Below are 16,550 nucleotides of genomic sequence, written 5' to 3' on the forward strand. Positions count from 1 at the left end.
TCTGGAGAGCAACCTTGGCTGCTCGTGGCACTTCCTCCTATGCTCTTATCATAGGCCGGGAGCGCCCATTAGAGCGGCAAATGTCGAGTTCTATGGTTAAACCGGTTCATTGGTACTGCCAAAAAAACAAATCGGAAGGAGCCAAACATGCGCCGTTTATATTTTCTGATGCCAGACACCGCGACAACTCATGGGCTTGTGGAAGAACTGTTGCTCTCACACGTGGAGGAGCACCACATTCATGTTGTAGCCAAAGAAGGCACTCCGATGGAAGAACTTCCAGAAGCCAACGTGATGCAAAAGAGTGATTTTGTGCCGGCAATTGAGAAAGGCCTTACCCTGGGCGCCGCTACCGGCCTGATGTGTGGATTGGTAGCAATGGCGCTGCCAGCCACTGGTTTAATCATTGGTGGCGGCGCCGTGTTATTTATCACTGCCGCCGGTGCCGGTGTTGGTGGCCTGATGTCGAGTATGGTGGGCGTGGGGCTTCCAAATTCACGGCTGGAAAGATTCGACAAGCAGATCCAGGCAGGCGAAGTCCTGGTGCTGGTCGATGTCAAACGCAGCCGGGTTCACGAAACCGAGGCGTTGGTCAAAAAACATCATCCTGAAGCGGATATCCAAGGCACCGAGCCACTGACACCGCCTTTCCCCTGAAGCTAGGATATCAATCTCCGGCGCTTCCGTAATGGTCCACACAGGAAGAGGCGTTTATTACGTTTTTGTGCACTTGCGAAAGATAAAAAAGAGACCGTTGCCTGATTAGCCCGGCACAAACACCGGAAAACCATCCAGTTCGGCAGATAGCAAACGCTGGCCAAACAGGCTCTCAAGCGCCGAGGTCACCAGCATGTCGCGGGCCGGTCCCCAGCAGGCCTGGCCGTCGGGGTACAGAAGGAGGATCTGGTCGCACCATCGGGCGGCCAGGTTCAGGTCATGGAGGCACATGAAGATTGCGCGGTCCGCGACGGCCTGTTGGCGCAGCAGTTTCATAACGCCGGTCTGGTGCTGTAAATCCAGGTGATTGGTCGGCTCGTCGAGGAGCCAGATTTCCGGGCTTTGGGTCATGAGGGTGGCAATGGCTACCCGCTGGCGTTCGCCGCCGGAGAGGGTGTTTACCAGGCGATCTTTCAGGTGGATCACGTCCAGTTCTACTAGAGCCCTTTCCGCAATCGCGAGATCACCGCCACTCTCCATCTGCCACGGCGATAACCAGGGATGGCGGCCGATCAGGGCGGTTTCCAGTGCCGTTGCCGGGAATCCATCCTGCCGGTCCTGAAATACCAGGCCCATGCGTTGCGAGACGGTCTTGCGGCGGATGTCGTCTAATGGCGTTCCATCAAGCAGCAGCTTTCCGCTTCTGGGCTCCCGCAATCCTGCGAGGGTATGGAGCAAGGTGGTTTTACCCACACCGTTAGGGCCCAGCACGCCCCAGACCTGGCCCGGTTCGATGGCCAGATTCAGGGGAACGCCTGAGCTGCGGCCCGGAATGTCGATAATCAGCGCTTCGGTTGCCAGGCGTGTCATCATCGACTCCGATACAGCAGGTACAGGAAGGTCGGGACGCCGATCAGCGCGGTGATCACCCCAACCGGCAACTGCTCCGGCGCAATCACCACACGCGCCAGGGTATCCGCCAGCACCAGCAGCGTACCGCCCGCCAGTGCGCAGGCCGGCAGAATCAGGCGCTGGTCGTTGCCCAGCACCAGCCGCAACATGTGCGGTACCACCAGGCCAACGAAACCAACCGAACCGGCCATGGTGACGGCGGCTGCGGTCAGCAGGCTGGCCATCAGGTAGATCGACCATTCCAGTGGCCGCACCGAAACGCCCAGCGCCGCCGCCTGCAGGGAACCCCGGGCCAGCACGTTCAGGGCCCGGCCCAGAGGAAACACCATCAGGCATACGAGCACAAGAATGATCAGTCCCGGCCACGGAGTGGCGGCGTGGGAGAGATCGCCCATCAACCAATACAGCATGCCCGGCAATCGGCTGGCCGGGGTCATCGAGAGGATCAGGGTAATGATGGCGCCCCAGCCGGCGGCGACCACCACACCGGTAAGCAACAGCCGCGATGGGGTCCAGCTGCCACTGCCGTGAGCCAGACCAAACACCAGCAGGGTGGCTAGCATGGCACCTGCAAACGCAGAGCCGGATACCAGAAAACCGGCAGCGCCGGCCAGCATGGCCAATAACGCACCCACTGCTGCGCCACCAGAAAGCCCCAACACATAAGGATCGGCCAGGGGATTTCGCAACAATACCTGCATCAGTGCCCCGGCCACGGCCAGCAGTCCGCCAGTTCCGAACGCGCTCAGGGTGCGAGGCAGGCGCAGCTCCAGAATCAGCGTTTGCTGCAGTTCGCTGCCACTGCCGGTGATAACCCTCAGAGTGTCACCAAAACCGATGGACGTACTGCCAATGCTGACGGAGAGCAGTGCCGCCAGAAAGCCCGCCAGCAGCAGAATCAGGAGGGGCTTGGAAGGGCTAGAGATTGGCACGGGCCTGCTCCAGGGTCTGGCACAGGTGCCTGGCGCCGTCCGCCATACGAAGCGTCGGGCGTGCCAGCAGATCGGGCGGTTCGAGGAAGAGGTTGCCGGCGGCTATCGCGGCGAGGCCCGGAAACTCACGCCAAGCCTCCAGCCACTGTCTGTCGTCAGACGATCCGGCGGTAATAATGGCTTCGGGGTTGGCTTCGAGAACCGCCTCCCGACTGATCCGGGGCACCAGCCGTGGCAGCTCGCCAAACACATTCACGCCGCCACACAAGGTTATGGCTTTGCTGATCAGCTCTTCCCGGTTCACGGTCATCAGTGGCTGCTCCCATATCTGGTAGAACACCCTAACCGGTCTGACATCGGCATACTGAGCTTCAAGCGCGGCCATATCTGCGCGAAACGCTTCGGCCCGCTCATTGCCCAGATCCGGTAATCCTGTCAGCAACGCCAGATCCGATACCGCCGCGGCAATGTCGTCAAACGTACGCGGAGCAAGCCAGAAAACGTGAATGCCAAGATCTGACAGGCGTTCCAGCTGGGTGCGGGAATTGCCATCCACCCAGGCCACCACCAGGTCCGGCGCCAGCGAGACAATGGCTTCCAGGTCCAAGCGATTGCTGTCGCCCACCTGCGGCAAGTCCGCAGCTTCTGCGGGATAATCGCTCCAGGCACTCACGGCAACGACCCTGTCACGGGCCCCTGCGGAGAACAGCAGCTCGGTGGCACCCGGCGACAGGGAAACAACGCGTTGCGCGGGCTCGGCCAGACATACACGCTGGTCCAGCGCGTCGCTTACACAGGGCCCCTCCGCCTGAACCAGCGACGGCACAAGCAGAGACAACACACACAATGCAGCGAGCCCGGGGTGCCTCATGGACGGAGTGAGCCTCTCAGATCGGTGAATTTACTGTTGGAAATCATAGCGCACCGAGGCCATGAAGGTTCGGCCGGCGGCGATGAAATCGGTATTGTCGAAACGTTTTGCGGTGGCGTATTCATTATCCAATACGTTATCCACGGTAACCGATGCCCGCCAGCCCGGCGCCAGAATTTTGCTCGCTCTAAGGTCCCAGACACCGAACCCGGGAACGCGCTCGCGACCGATCCCGAACAGATCCTCGTACCGGTGACTCTCAGCTCGGAATGTGGTCCCTACGCTCCAGGTATTGATTTCTTTGTCCAGGTCCAGGCGAATGGAGCGCTCAGCCCGTCGTGCCAGTTGTTGTCCGGCTTCCTTGTCTTCGAAGTCCCCAACGGAGGCCACCGCTTTCAGATACCAGCCGTCCTGCTCCCAGCCTGTGCTCAGCTCAACGCCCCGAAGACGGGCTTCAGGAACACTTGTTGCCTGGTTCTGAGTTGGCAGGGAAAGGTCTTCAACGTCGCTCTGGTAAACAGCCAGATCCCAGAACCAGTTGATGTAACTGCCTTCAATGCCGGATTCGTAGCTAATCGCTTCCTCGGGCTCAAGATCGGGATTGCCAAAGCCCGGAAAGTACAGATCGTTGAAGGAGGGCGCCTTGAAAGAGGTACCAGCACTGGCGCGAACTCGATGATGTGCGTCCAGCTTGTACCCAACGGCAGCGCCCCAGGTCTCTTCCGTGCCGTAGGCCTCGTTATCATCACTGCGCAGGCTGAGGTGGACATCGGAGCGGCCGAAATTCAGCAGCGCCTGACCAAAGTAGGCCTCGTTTGAGCGGCTGCTCTCCTCATAGGCGGTCGTGCTTTCGACCTTATCCACCAGATATTCGGCACCAAGCACGAATTCATGGGTGCCGGCGGTCAGCCAGTTCTCGATCCTCGAGCTACGGGTACGGGTGTTGAATATCCCCGAAAAAGCACTGAAGTCCTCCAGTTCATCCCGCGAATCTGCCAAATGGAGGGAGGCTCGCCAGTTGGCGGTAATCGGAACTTCAAGATTTGCGCCCGCGGTCTGGAAGCGAAAATCTTCCTCGCCACCCTCATATTCGGTATGCCCCTTGGCGCTAAGGAAACTGAACCCCGCCGTTACGCCGTTATCGAAGGTATGGCTTGCACTGGCAACCCCGGAAGTGTTGTCGTAGCCCTTGTCTTCCCCGCCTTCGATGACAGGCGCTCCATCAGTACGGAAGTAATTGGCGCCAATCGTGACACGGGTCTGGTCAGTCACCGAAGAGAAGCCACCGCCATACTGCTGGCTGTCAAAATTCCCGGCGCCAGCCTCTACCCAGCCACGATTTCCCTGGGCTCTGGGCAGCGTGAACGCCTGGATCACACCACCGACGGCGTCGGCGCCGTAAAGACTGCTACGACTACCGCGAACAATCTCTACCCGGTTCACCAGTTGCGGAGGCAGGAATTGCCAGGCCGGGCCGCCAACCGTCGCCGAGCGGATTCTCACGCCATCGACCAGAAGCACCGTCGCATCCGAGGCGTGACCGCGCATGAACACACCTGTCTGCTTGCCGAAAGAACCGTTCTGGGAAACGGTCACCCCCGGCTGGGACTCGATAAGTTCTCGAAATTCTGCGGGTTGCTGTCGCCGAATGTCCTCTTCGTTTACTACGGTAACCGAAGACAGACTCTCACCAACGGTCTTCGGCCCCAGTGTCGCGGTAACCACGATCGGATCCAGGGCATCGGTTTCCGGGGCAGACTGGGCCGAAACGGCCAGGGGCAGGGCAGCCAGGGAAAGGCCGGCCAGTAGAACAGGGCTTTGAATTCTGAACATGAAGCTTGCTCCGCACTCCGCGCGCACCCGCACGGGAATCTGGGTTTTGTTGCGGAACAGGGAATGAGGGCAGGCGGTAGACAGGTGTCAGGAGAGCGGAACCGGCATATCACCCACCCAGGTTGCCCACCGCAACATCGGGTGTTTTTCCAGGCCGGTCTCCGGGCTGGCAGGCGGAACCCTGGGTTCCCGGGCAATCACCTTCCCATGTCGTGGCGACACAGTGGCGCACAGATTGCCGTTGTCCTGCTTACCGTTGCGGGGGCAGCATCGGCCTTGCACTGGCATTACCAGGCTCACCGATTTCCCGTTTCACCCGTCGCGCTTTGCGACGGACACCTGAAAAAAGTGTGGCAAGGCTAGCAACACCCGGGTAAGCGGTCAATGAAATCCATCAAAGGTCGACATGGCCGCAGACCTCTGCCACTGCTATATTCCATGACTGACAATCACTTATTCTTCGCCAGAACAGGGAGTTTTATGCAGGCCGAGCTGGTCGACATCCGCAATCACATGGCTCAATACCCGCCGTTTGACGAGATGGCCGAGGAGCTGCTCGACAGAGTGGTTGGCGACATCGAGATTGTGTACTTCAAGGCCGGGAGCCAGATCCTCGAACTGGGTGACCCGAGCAGTTGGCTGTATTACGTGCGCAGTGGCGCCGTCGAGATCTATCGGCGCACCGGGGAGCTGTACAACCGCATCAGCGAGGGCGAAGTCTTCGGCCAGTTTGGCCTGCTGATGAACAGGAAGGTACGCTTCCCAGCCAAAGCTCTGGAAGACGTCCTGCTTTACAAGATTCCTTACGATACGTTCCAGTACCTCTGGGAAAATGACGACAACTTCGCCGATTTCGTTGAAATTGAAGACCGAAGCCGCCTGCGATCCGCCGTTTCCCGTCGCGAAAAGTCCAACCAGCTGATGACATCCAAGGTTACCCGGTTGATTGCCCGGGAGCCGGTATCAGCGCCCCACACCGTTCGCCTGCAGGAAGCGGCGCGGATCATGACCGAAAACGGCGTCTCCGCACTGCTGCTGATGGACGAGGAAGGTGAAAAGCCCCTGCTTAAGGGCATCATTACCGACCGGGACCTGCGCACCCGGGCCCTTAGCGAAGCCCTGGCCTCGGAAACCCCGATCAGCGAGATCATGTCGGAGGATCTGATCACCATCCGCTCGAACATGTTCATATTCGAGGCCATGCTCACCATGCTGCACAACAATGTGCACCATCTTCCGGTGATGGATCGGGATGAGGTTCGCGGCGTGATTGCGCTGTCTGACATCGTAAAGTACGAGAGTCAGAGCAGCCTATACCTGGTCAGCAACATCTACCATCAGCAGGATGTAAAAGGGCTGAAGAAGATCAGCCTGGATGTGCGGGACAGCTTTGTTCGTATGGTGAACGAAGATGCCAACTCCCACATGATTGGCAGTGCCATGGCCGGTATCGGGCGCAGCTTTACACAGCGCCTGCTGACACTGGGCGAAGAGAAACTCGGCCCCCCACCCGTGCCCTTCTGCTTCATGGCCCTCGGCTCCATGGCGCGGGACGAGCAACTGGTGGTCACGGACCAGGATAACGCCATGATCCTGGACGACAGCTTTGTGCCCGAAGAACACGACGAATACTTCCTGGCGCTGGCGAAATTTGTCAGCGATGGCCTTGCCGAGTGCGGCTACACCTACTGCACCGGCGACATTATGGCCACCAACCAGAAATGGCGGCAGCCATTGCGCGTCTGGAAGGACTATTTCACCGACTGGATTGATAATCCGAAAGCCGAGGCTCTCTTAAACAGCAATATCTTCTTTGATCTGGACGGCATATACGGCGAGACCGACTTTGCCGAACAGCTCAAGACACTGGTGGCGGACAAAGCCAGCAACAGCCAGCGGTTCCTGGCAATGCTGGCGCGCAACGCCCTGAACCGCACGCCGCCGATCGGCTTTTTCCGGACTTTCGTGCTGGAAGAGGATGGCAAGCACCAGAAGACCTTCAACCTGAAACGTCGCGGAACAGCGCCCCTGTCGGATCTGATCCGGGTTCACGCCCTGGCCTGCGGCTCCCGTGCTCAAAACTCGTTCGAGCGACTGAAAGCCATCGGCAACACCAAGCTCCTGCTGGACGACGACCTGGGCAACCTGAGGGATGCGCTTGAGTTTATCTCCATCGTTCGTATCCGACACCAGGCCCTGGCAATCGAGGCTGACCGGCAGCCGGACAACAACGTACGGCCCGAAGACCTTTCACCGTTTGAGCGCAGCCACCTCAAGGACGCATTCCAGGTGGTCAGCGGCGCCCAGAAGTTTCTGAAATTCCGGTATCACGCCGGGGTGGCCCGTAATGTCTAGTGAGGAGCAGGCCGAGAATACTGTTACACGCCTGCCATGGCCCGAGCAATTCAAGGCCCTGGCGGAGCAGAGCAAGTCCTCGATTCTTAAAGACTATTACGAAAGTGGGTGTGTGTCGCCGGAGACGCCCTTATCCGAGGTGCCCTTTGTCGCGCTCGATTTCGAGACCACCGGGCTGGACGCCAATCAGCATTCGATTGTCAGTATCGGTCTGGTGCCGTTTACGCTCGACGGGATCCAGCTGGGCAAAGCCCGCCACTGGATCGTGCGGCCCAAGCTCCCGCTGCACCAGACCTCGATCACTATCCACGGCATTACCCACAGTGATATCGACCAGGCACCGGATTTGAACGATATCCTGAAGGATCTGTTTGCCAGCCTGAACGGGCGTATCCCCGTGGTTCACTACCGCAAAATCGAGAGATCGTTCTTCGACGTTGCCCTGCAATGGCGCCTGGGGGAAGGGATCCGGTTTCCGTTGATCGATACCATGGCCATTGAGGCTCACCTGCACCCGGACCGAAACCCGTCGCGTTGGCAACAACTGCTGGGGAAGAAACCCGTGTCGATTCGCTTGGCTGATAGCCGGCTGCGTTATGGGCTGCCTCACTATGCCGCCCACAACGCCCTGATTGATGCGGTTGCAACGGCTGAACTCCTGCAGGCCCAGGTGTTACACCATTTCAGCCGGGAGACCCGTATCGGGGATCTCTGGTTGTAGGGAAATTGTCGGGTTACGCTTCGCTAACCAGACCTACCGGTATCGTGAGGTTACTGGCTTGCCATGTCGGTTTGCGGTTCGACGTTGTCAATCCATTCGCCATAACCGGCCTCTTCCATCTTCTCCAGCGGGATAAAATCCATCGCCGCGGAGTTCATGCAGTAGCGTAGTCCGGTTGGCGCGGGGCCATCGCTGAACACATGGCCCAGGTGGGAATCCGCGTGGCTGCTGCGGATTTCCGTCCGGGTCATGAAGAACGAGTTGTCCTCACGTTCCACCACCGCGTCTGGTGTGATCGGCCGGGTAAAGCTGGGCCAGCCGGTACCGGATTTGTACTTGTCCCGTGAAGAAAACAGCGGCTCGCCGGAGACAATATCCACGTAGAGTCCTGGCTTCTTGTTGTCCCAGTATTTATTGTTAAACGCCGGCTCGGTGCCGTCTTCCTGGGTTACCTCGTACTGCATATCGGTCAGGCGCTGCTTCAGGACATCCTGGGCCGGCTTTTCAAAGCTTGCCGGATCAAAGCCACCGCCCATCTGGCCGGGCTCTGTGCTGGCACTTTCATCGCCCACCAGATCGTCACTGGCGTCCACTGTGGCATTCTCCTGGAACCGGGTGTAATCGAGCTCGTAATCTTCGCCATACACCTTCTCGATAAACTGATAGCGTCCAGAGTTGAAGGTGTAGAAGTTGTAGCGCACCGGGTTTTTGTCGTAGTAGTCCTGGTGGTATTCCTCCGCCGGGTAAAATTTCTCAAACGGCACGATTTCGATCACCACGGGTTTCTCGTAAACTCCGGATGCCTCCAATTCTGCAACGGCCGCCTCGGCCAGGCGCTTCTGCTCAGCGTTATGGTAGAAAATAGCAGGACGATACTGCTGGCCGCGGTCCACAAACTGACCCTGATTATCGGTCGGGTCCATCATCCGCCAGAGCGCCTGCAACAAGCCCTCGTATGTCATTTCGTTGGGGTCGTAATAGACCTGTACCGCTTCGGTATGGCCAGTCTGCCCCGAGGCAACCTGCTTGTAGGAGGGGCTTGCCTCTTTCCCACCAGAATAGCCCGAGACCACTTCCACCACGCCCGGCACACGCTTTTCGTACCCGGCCTCAACACACCAGAAACAACCGCCGGCAAAGGTTGCCACGGCCAGACCCGGTTGATCCGGTGCGTATTTGCTCATCTGCGGCTCCGACTTTTCGGCAACCGCGTGGGTGGTGAACAGACCAACTGCAGAGACAAATGCCACTGCGGAAAACAGACCCATAATCTTGCGTTTCATCAGACTTCTCCTTCACGTGATTCCATACCTACAGCGTAGGGCGGTGGATTCACGAAAACGTTCACCAGGTATTACGAATTCATAACGCTGTGGATTTTTCGCCGCCTGGGACCGAGCTGTCGCGGGCCAGGGGCAGCCAGACGCTGAAAACGGCGCCATCGGTATTGCGCACCGAGAGTTTTCCCTGCTGCAGCGTCACCATTCGCTGGGCAATCGCGAGGCCAAGACCGGCATGCCCCGCCCTGGACGCACCTGCGGCCTGATAAAAGGGTTCGAAGACGTGCTCCAGGTCCTCATCATCGATACCGGGGCCAGCGTCGGCGACGGTAATTTGCGCACCCCCGGCCTGTTCGACAACGCCCAATGTGATCTCCGTGTCTTTCGGCGAATGGCTGATGGCGTTGCTGATCAGGTTATCCAATACCCGCTCGGTCATGGCGATATCCGCCAGCACCCGGACCGGTGCGACGGAAACAATCGACAGGGCAACGCCGGCGCGCTCCGCCTCGGGCTGGTGCTTCTGCACCACATCATGCAGGAGTTCGGCAACCACAAACGGTTCCGTCGTCGGCTGTTTCTCCCGGGCATCCAGTGCGGCAAGTTCAAACAGTTCCTCCACCAGGCGACCAAGCCGGTGGCTTTCGGTCAGGGCCACATCCAGGAAACGTGCCCGCTCCTCGGAGGCGAGCGTGTCCTGTTTCATGCGCAAGGCTTCGATATAACCCTGGATGGATGCCAGTGGCGTTCTAAGATCGTGGGAGACCTGGGCAACCAGCTGCCGGCGCTGGGCATCCTTGTGTTTAAGAAGGTCCAGCTGGGCAACAATTCGCTGGGCCATCTGATCGAACCGGGCGGCCAGGTAATCAATATCATCGCCTTTGCCCGCCACCGCGGCGGCGCGTTCAGGCGACATGCCACGCTCGAAGGATTCCACCCGCTCGGTCAGCCGCGACAGCCGACGCGTCAGCAACCGGAAGAACACCAGCCCGGCCAGCAGGCCGACAAACAGGCTCACCGCCAGCGCACCCGCGCCCAACTGGAGGAGGCGGTTGCTGTGCACCATGCTCTCGGCCAGGTCGTACTCCTCGCCGCGCAGAACCACGTACAGATAACCCGCTGGATCCGCGGCCGTTGGCACCGGCGTTACCGAGAAGACCTTCCGCCGGTCATGACTGCGCGGATCATCGCCGGGCAGCGGGTAAGCGCCCGGGTTTTCAAGCAGGGTACGTACCGGTTCCAGGGATACCCGGTTGCGCTTGATTTTGTTCGGGTCGGCGGAGTAGGAAAGGATATTACCTTCGGTATCCAGCAGGTAGATTTCGATGCTGGGGTTGATCGTCATGTACAGCTCGAAAAGCTGCTTCAGGGCATCGCGGTTGAGCTTGCCATCGGTTACCAGGTTGCGGTCAGACACCAGGTTACGGGCGAGGTCGCGGTTCAGCTGCTGGTTAACCGCAGCCGAGTATTCCCTCACCGAAGCCAGACTCAGAAAGGTAAAGAGCCCACCCACCACGAGCAGCAGCAGGAACAGACCGATCGCCAGCCGGGCATAGAGGGTACGGAAGACAGACAGGGCCATCGCTAATCCATGAACCGATAGCCAACACCCCAGACCGTCTGGACGTATCGTGGGTCGGCGGGATCGGCTTCAATCTTGTTGCGCAGGCGGTTGATGTGGGTGTTCACGGTATGCTCGTAGCCCTCATGGTTGTAACCCCACACAGAATCGAGCAATTGCGCCCGGCTGAACACCCGGCCCCGATGGGAGGCAAAGTGCCAGAGCAGGTCGAACTCGCGGGCGGTCAGGTCCACTTCCCGATCATCCACAAACACTCGCCGGCGAACCGGATCAATCCGAAGCCCGTCCACCTCAATCTCATCAGCCTGATCGCCTGCAGGCGCTGCCTGGGAGAGCGCGTCTACCCGTCGGAAAAGCGCTTTGATGCGCGCTGCCAGCTCCGCCACGCTGAAAGGCTTCGTCAGGTAATCGTCCGCGCCCATCTCCAGGCCCAGGACCCGATCCAGCTCTGTGCTCTTTGCCGTCAACATCAGCACTGGTACATAGCCCGGGCAGGCACGAATCTCGCGGCACACCGCCAAACCATCCAGGCCCGGCAACATCAGATCCAGAATAACCAGGTCGACGCCGCCCTCACGGAACCGTTCCAGGCCGGTGTCCCCCCGATCCACGAGCACGGGCTTCATTCCCAGATCTGAAACCTGCATACGGACCAGCTCACCGATGCCGGGGTTGTCTTCAATAATCAGTACCGTTCGCGTCATGGTGATGGGCTTCGCTGAATTTGCCGGTGGCTTTCGATGCTTTCATGGCAGAGTGTAGGCGGAAAAGTTCACAAAACCATCACAAGCCGCCAGAACCGAGCGCATAGCCGGCTCCGGGTTTAGCCGTTAAAATGAATCCAAATTCGGGCATGAGGTTTCAGTGGCAGACAAAACCGTAACCAGGGCAACACCGGCCGAGGCGTTCAAGCGGGCACGTCGCATGTGGCTCAAGGGTGAGCGCATTCACCTGGCGCCGCTGGCTGATGAGCTCGGAATTGGCCGCGCCACCCTGTTTCGCTGGGTGGGCAACAAGGATCTGCTGGTCGGCGAGATTCTCTGGTCCCTGTACGAGCCCCTTTGGCGACAGGCCATGGCGGAGACACCAGGCGTCGGTGTGGACTATATCGTCGGCGTATACCGACGCACCAACTCCACCATCCTGCGTTTCGAGCCGCTGCGCCGTTTTATCAACCAGGACCCGGAATACGCCCTGAAGATCCTCACCTCGTCCCAGTCGATCCTCCACACCCGCACGGTGGAAACCAACACACGGATGCTGAAAGACCAGGTTGCTGCCGGGCATATCAAGCCACCAATGAACATCTTCAGCCTGTCTTACTTTATGATCCGACTGGCAGAGTCCTGCCTGTACAGCGACATCATCGCCGGGCGCGAACCCAGGGAGGCAGAATTGGAGGATGCCTGTACGGCCGTGCGGATTTTGCTGGGAGGAAAAGCATAGAGCGGACCACTCAGAATTCGCTCAGGTCCGGGGTGGGGTACCTTTTCTGGCGGGAAAAAATGTCTGAGCGCAGCGAGTTGTTTTTCCCAGAAGAAAAGGTACCCCACCTCGGGCCCAGCCCGCATCTCAGCAGGCCAGGCACTTAGCGTTTACAGCTGAAGCGAGCGAACTTCCAGAAACTCCTCCAGTCCCCACTTGCCGAATTCGCGGCCGATACCAGAGTGGCCAAAGCCGCCGAACGGTGCCATCGGGTTGAACGCGCCACCATTGACGAATACCTGACCAGTGCGCAACTTACTGGCAATTTTCTTGGCCTTGGCATCGTCGCCGGACCAGACCGCACCAGATAGCCCGTACTGGGTGCCGTTGGCGATTTTCACCGCTTCGGCTTCATCGTTGTAGGGAATCACACACAGCACCGGCCCGAAAATTTCCTCCTGGGCGATGCGGCTGTCCGGTTTTACGTTGCCGAAGACGGTCGCCTTGACGAAGTAACCTTTCTCGCATCCCTCGGGCGCTTCCGGCCCACCGGCGATGAGCTTGGCACCCTCCTGGATACCCAGTTTGATGTAGTCGATCACCTTGTCACGCTGCTGGGCAGACGACAGCGGGCCCAACCGTGTGGTTTCTTCCAGCGGGTTACCCGGGGTCATTTTAGCCACGGCAGCGGCGGCGAGTTCACAGGCCTCGTCGTGCTTGTCGGCCGGAACCAGCATGCGGGTGAGCGCGGTGCAGGTCTGGCCGGAGTTCAGCAGGCAGTTGTTGATGGTACCTTTAACGGCAGCCGCCAGGTCGGCGTCCGGGAGGATCACGGAGGCGGATTTGCCGCCCATCTCCAGGGCGAAGCGTTTGAAGTCATCGGCTGCGGCGTGGGCGATCAGGTTGCCGGTGCGGGTGGAGCCGGTGAAGGACACCATGCGCACATCCGGATGCTTGATCAGGGTATCACCCACGGTATGACCATAGCCGCACACCATGTTGAACACGCCCTTGGGCAGGTCTGTGCCATCGAGGATCTCGGCAAGGATAAACGCCGTCTGGGGAGCGATCTCCGAAGGCTTGAGCACCACGGTGCAACCGGCCGCAATCGCCGGAACGATTTTCAGGATCACCTGGTGCAACGGGTAGTTCCAGGGGGTAATGCAACCAACCACACCGACCGGCGCATATTGCACCTCGGAGTTGCCGGACTGTTCGGTAAACGGGAAGTCGGGCAGCAGTTTCAGGTAGCTCTTGGTCACGGCTGCCGGCATACCAGCCTGGATCGGCGTGGCCAGTTTGATGGGCATGCCCACTTCCCGGCAGACGGTCTCGGCGATTTCCGGCGCGCGCTCTTTCAGGCCGGCGTGCAGCTGTTCCAGCACCTTGATCCGTTCTTCCAGGGTGCTTTCCGACCAGCTTTCAAACGCCGCATCGGCGGCAGCGATGGCCTGTTCCATCTCATCCGCGCCGGCGGCGGGAACGCGGGCAATCACGTCACCGGTGCCAGCTTCGTGAACGTCGATCATGTCACCGGCCCAGCTAACCCATTGGCCGTTGATGTAGTTCCTGTTCAGCTCGTTCATGCTTCCCCCTTCATTCAAATACGATAACGCCTCGGGCGTTCTTGCCTGCCACCATATCATCGAACGCCTGTGCGGCTTCTTCTATGGGGTAGGTCCGGGTAACCAGTTCATCCAGCTTGAGTTTACCAGCCTTGTAAAGACCCAGGATCCTGGGGAAATCGTGCTGCGGCCTTGCCGAACCCAGCCAGCTGCCTTTCAGGGTTCGCTCGTCCGCCGGCAGGGTGAGGGTGGTCAGCGAGGTCTTGTCCTTCGGATCCGCCACACCCACGACCACCGCGGTACCGCCACGGCCCAGACTCTTGTAGGCCTGTTCTACCACCGGCCCGGCGCCCACGCATTCGAAGGCGTAGTCAACGCCGCCGGTCATTTTCTTAACAGCCTTGGCGGCGTCCTCCACCTCGTTGATATTCACGGTGTGGGTGGCACCAAACTCTTTCGCCATCGCCAGCTTGGCGGGGTTGCTGTCCACCGCCACGATCATCTCGGCGCCAGCGGTCACACAGCCCTGGATGGCGTTGAGGCCAACGCCACCTATGCCAAACACGGCGGCTCTGGAGCCGGGCTCCAGCTTTGCCGTATTGAAGACAGCGCCGACACCGGTCATCACAGCGCAGCCCACCAGGGCGGCGTTCTGCATCGGCACGGTTTCATCCACTTTTACGCAGTTGTCCACGTGCATGGTGGCGAACTCGGCCATCACGCCGCAGGCGCCGAAGACGTTCAGGGGCTCGCCGTCCGCGCCTTTGGTTCTGACCGTGCCATCCGGCAGGTTGAACATGGCCTTGCGTGCGTTCTCGCAGAGCACCGGGCGGCCACGAACACACTGGCTGCATTTGCCGCACATGGATATGAAGGTGCTCACCACATGGTCGCCTTCCCTGAAGGCTGTTACGCCCTCACCGACTTCGACAACCACGCCGGCGGCTTCGTGCCCCAATACAAGGGGAGGCGGGTAGGGAATCTTACCCGTGGTGGCGGACAGATCGCTGTGGCAAACACCGCAGGCCGCGATCTTGATGGTGATTTCATCCCGCTTGGGGCCTTCCACCGTGATGGTTTCCACCTGAACAGGCTGCCCCCATTCCCGGCAGACGACGGCTTTTGCTTGTCTGTCCATGCATTTCCCCTTTTGGTCAACAAGGGGTCAGAAGAAAGCATTCTTCCGACCCCGATCTCATACAGGCCGGCTTCAAACCACCTCGAACAGGCCAGCAGCACCCTGGCCACCGCCGATGCACATGGTGATCACCACGTATTTCGCCCCACGGCGCTTGCCTTCGATCAGGGCGTGGCCTGTCTGGCGCGCACCGGTAACACCAAAGGGGTGGCCGATGGAAATTGAGCCGCCGTTTACGTTCAGCTTCTCCATGGGAATGCCCAAGCGGTCACGACAGTAAATCACCTGGGACGCGAAGGCTTCGTTCAGCTCCCACAGATCAATGTCGTCCATGGTCAGGCCATTGCGCTCAAGCAGTCGCGGAATCGCATACACCGGGCCGATGCCCATCTCATCCGGCTCACAACCCGCCACAGCGAAGCCACGGAAAATACCCATGGGTTCAATGTTGTGCTTCTCGGCATAGGTGCTGTTCATCACCGTGCACACCGAGGCACCGTCCGACAGCTGGCTGGCATTGCCCGCGGTAATGAACTGCTCCGGGCCACGAACCGGCTGCAGACCCGCCAGGCCTTCAAGGGTGGTGTTCGGGCGATTGCATTCGTCACCGGTCAGGGTCACCTGCTTTTCGCTGACCTCACCGGTTTCCTTGTCCTTTACCAGCATGGTGGCATCGAACGGCACGATCTCATCGTCAAACTTGCCAGCCTGCTGGGCCGCCGCCGTGCGCTGCTGGGAAATCAGCGAATACTCATCCTGGGCTTCACGGCTGACGTTGTAGCGCTTGGCGACAATATCCGCCGTCTCAATCATCGAAAGGTACAGCTCGGGCTTGTTCTTCATCAGCCACTCATTGGTGGCGTGGAAGCTGTTGATCTTCTCGTTCTGCACCAGGGAAATGGACTCAACGCCCCCGGCCACCATGGCGGGTACTTTCTCGGACACCACCCGCTGTGCCGCCAGGGCAATGGACTGCAACCCCGAGCTGCAGAACCGGTTGATGGAGAACCCGGCAGTGGTCACCGGAAGACCGGCGCGGATGGCCGCCAGACGGGCAATATTCCGGCCCTGGGCGCCCTCCTGATAGGCCGCACCCATGATCACATCCTCAACAATAGACGGATCAATACCTGCGCGCTCAACAGCATGCTTGATAACGTGACCTGCCATATCCACGCTGTGTGTGTTGTTCAAAGAGCCCCGGTAGGATTTCGCAAGGCCGGTACGGGCGGTGGAAACGATAACTGCATCAGACATAACAATGCCCTCAATTTTTGAA

At 59.5% G+C, this 16,550-nt stretch carries 14 protein-coding genes and 1 riboswitch; of the genes, 4 read left to right on the forward strand and 10 right to left on the reverse strand.

The features are described from left to right. Window positions 1-147: 147 nt before the first annotated feature. On the forward strand, window positions 148-657 hold the full coding sequence (locus tag CFB02_RS13750) for a DUF1269 domain-containing protein (protein WP_088558434.1): 510 nt from the start codon (window positions 148-150) through the stop codon (window positions 655-657). Window positions 658-762: 105 nt separating this feature from the next. Here CFB02_RS13750 and CFB02_RS13755 read toward each other — a convergent pair whose 3' ends face one another. From CFB02_RS13755 to CFB02_RS13770, 4 genes are read right to left on the reverse strand one after another with little or no spacing between them, the layout of a single operon-like run. Continuing rightward, on the reverse strand, window positions 763-1,527 hold the full coding sequence (locus tag CFB02_RS13755) for an ABC transporter ATP-binding protein (protein WP_088558435.1): 765 nt from the start codon (window positions 1,525-1,527) through the stop codon (window positions 763-765). After that, on the reverse strand, window positions 1,527-2,501 hold the full coding sequence (locus CFB02_RS13760) for a FecCD family ABC transporter permease (protein WP_088558436.1): 975 nt from the start codon (window positions 2,499-2,501) through the stop codon (window positions 1,527-1,529). The genes CFB02_RS13755 and CFB02_RS13760 overlap by 1 nt, the downstream gene beginning before the upstream one ends. Beyond that, entirely contained in the window at window positions 2,488-3,372 is an 885-nt protein-coding gene (locus CFB02_RS13765; RefSeq protein WP_088558437.1) for a cobalamin-binding protein, read from the reverse strand. The genes CFB02_RS13760 and CFB02_RS13765 overlap by 14 nt, the downstream gene beginning before the upstream one ends. Before the next feature lie 30 nt (window positions 3,373-3,402). Continuing rightward, complete coding sequence (locus CFB02_RS13770) at window positions 3,403-5,205, reverse strand: TonB-dependent receptor domain-containing protein (protein ID WP_088558438.1); 1,803 nt, start codon at window positions 5,203-5,205, stop codon at window positions 3,403-3,405. A 134-nt stretch (window positions 5,206-5,339) separates the two neighbouring features. After that, a riboswitch (cobalamin riboswitch) is annotated at window positions 5,340-5,563 on the reverse strand. Window positions 5,564-5,685: 122 nt separating this feature from the next. Between CFB02_RS13770 and CFB02_RS13775 the strand changes: the two genes are divergently transcribed. Together CFB02_RS13775 and CFB02_RS13780 are read left to right on the forward strand one after the other, a co-directional pair. Further along, window positions 5,686-7,560: a putative nucleotidyltransferase substrate binding domain-containing protein gene (locus tag CFB02_RS13775; protein ID WP_088558439.1), complete on the forward strand. Its 1,875-nt coding sequence runs from the start codon at window positions 5,686-5,688 to the stop codon at window positions 7,558-7,560. Continuing rightward, window positions 7,553-8,281 carry a 3'-5' exonuclease gene (locus tag CFB02_RS13780; protein WP_088558440.1) on the forward strand — a complete coding sequence of 243 codons (729 nt, stop codon included), beginning with the start codon at window positions 7,553-7,555 and terminating at the stop codon, window positions 8,279-8,281. Before CFB02_RS13775 ends, CFB02_RS13780 begins: the two co-directional genes overlap by 8 nt. 50 nt (window positions 8,282-8,331) lie before the next feature. Here the strand turns inward: CFB02_RS13780 and msrB are convergent, their stop codons facing one another. The 3 genes from msrB to CFB02_RS13795 all read right to left on the reverse strand — a co-directional run bounded on the left by msrB (window position 8,332) and on the right by CFB02_RS13795 (window position 11,847). Beyond that, window positions 8,332-9,564 (reverse strand): peptide-methionine (R)-S-oxide reductase MsrB, encoded by a 1,233-nt coding sequence (msrB, locus tag CFB02_RS13785; protein ID WP_088558441.1) that lies wholly within the window; start codon window positions 9,562-9,564, stop codon window positions 8,332-8,334. 79 nt (window positions 9,565-9,643) lie between these two features. Further along, window positions 9,644-11,143 (reverse strand): ATP-binding protein, encoded by a 1,500-nt coding sequence (locus CFB02_RS13790; protein WP_088558442.1) that lies wholly within the window; start codon window positions 11,141-11,143, stop codon window positions 9,644-9,646. Between the two features lie 2 nt (window positions 11,144-11,145). Further along, a complete protein-coding gene (locus CFB02_RS13795) occupies window positions 11,146-11,847 on the reverse strand; it encodes a response regulator transcription factor (protein WP_014579066.1) in 702 nt (233 codons plus the stop codon). A 160-nt stretch (window positions 11,848-12,007) separates the two neighbouring features. On the opposite strand from CFB02_RS13795, the gene CFB02_RS13800 reads away from it, so the two are divergent. Further along, window positions 12,008-12,589: a QsdR family transcriptional regulator gene (locus tag CFB02_RS13800; RefSeq protein ID WP_088558443.1), complete on the forward strand. Its 582-nt coding sequence runs from the start codon at window positions 12,008-12,010 to the stop codon at window positions 12,587-12,589. A 149-nt stretch (window positions 12,590-12,738) separates the two neighbouring features. On the opposite strand, the gene CFB02_RS13805 is transcribed toward CFB02_RS13800, so the two are convergent. The 3 genes from CFB02_RS13805 to CFB02_RS13815 all read right to left on the reverse strand — a co-directional run bounded on the left by CFB02_RS13805 (window position 12,739) and on the right by CFB02_RS13815 (window position 16,528). Continuing rightward, on the reverse strand, window positions 12,739-14,154 hold the full coding sequence (locus CFB02_RS13805) for an aldehyde dehydrogenase family protein (protein ID WP_088558444.1): 1,416 nt from the start codon (window positions 14,152-14,154) through the stop codon (window positions 12,739-12,741). 10 nt (window positions 14,155-14,164) lie between these two features. Further along, window positions 14,165-15,271 carry a zinc-binding dehydrogenase gene (locus CFB02_RS13810; RefSeq protein ID WP_088558445.1) on the reverse strand — a complete coding sequence of 369 codons (1,107 nt, stop codon included), beginning with the start codon at window positions 15,269-15,271 and terminating at the stop codon, window positions 14,165-14,167. A gap of 72 nt (window positions 15,272-15,343) precedes the next feature. Then, entirely contained in the window at window positions 15,344-16,528 is a 1,185-nt protein-coding gene (locus CFB02_RS13815) for an acetyl-CoA C-acyltransferase (protein ID WP_088558446.1), read from the reverse strand. Between the last annotated feature and the right edge of the window lie 22 nt (window positions 16,529-16,550).

Source organism: Marinobacter sp. es.042, assembly GCF_900188315.1.
In the GTDB taxonomy this organism is placed as follows: Bacteria; Pseudomonadota; Gammaproteobacteria; order Pseudomonadales; family Oleiphilaceae; genus Marinobacter.

Bases quoted from the DNA above. Each gene is read 5' to 3' on its own strand.
- CFB02_RS13805 (WP_088558444.1), bottom strand. From the start codon at position 14,154: ATGAACGAGCTGAACAGGAACTACATCAACGGCCAATGGGTTAGCTGG.
- CFB02_RS13770 (WP_088558438.1), bottom strand. From the start codon at position 5,205: ATGTTCAGAATTCAAAGCCCTGTTCTACTGGCCGGCCTTTCCCTGGCT.
- CFB02_RS13815 (WP_088558446.1), bottom strand. From the start codon at position 16,528: ATGTCTGATGCAGTTATCGTTTCCACCGCCCGTACCGGCCTTGCGAAA.
- CFB02_RS13775 (WP_088558439.1), top strand. From the start codon at position 5,686: ATGCAGGCCGAGCTGGTCGACATCCGCAATCACATGGCTCAATACCCG.
- CFB02_RS13790 (WP_088558442.1), bottom strand. From the start codon at position 11,143: ATGGCCCTGTCTGTCTTCCGTACCCTCTATGCCCGGCTGGCGATCGGT.
- CFB02_RS13765 (WP_088558437.1), bottom strand. From the start codon at position 3,372: ATGAGGCACCCCGGGCTCGCTGCATTGTGTGTGTTGTCTCTGCTTGTG.
- msrB (WP_088558441.1), bottom strand. From the start codon at position 9,564: ATGAAACGCAAGATTATGGGTCTGTTTTCCGCAGTGGCATTTGTCTCT.
- CFB02_RS13755 (WP_088558435.1), bottom strand. From the start codon at position 1,527: ATGACACGCCTGGCAACCGAAGCGCTGATTATCGACATTCCGGGCCGC.
- CFB02_RS13750 (WP_088558434.1), top strand. From the start codon at position 148: ATGCGCCGTTTATATTTTCTGATGCCAGACACCGCGACAACTCATGGG.
- CFB02_RS13810 (WP_088558445.1), bottom strand. From the start codon at position 15,271: ATGGACAGACAAGCAAAAGCCGTCGTCTGCCGGGAATGGGGGCAGCCT.
- CFB02_RS13795 (WP_014579066.1), bottom strand. From the start codon at position 11,847: ATGACGCGAACGGTACTGATTATTGAAGACAACCCCGGCATCGGTGAG.
- CFB02_RS13780 (WP_088558440.1), top strand. From the start codon at position 7,553: ATGTCTAGTGAGGAGCAGGCCGAGAATACTGTTACACGCCTGCCATGG.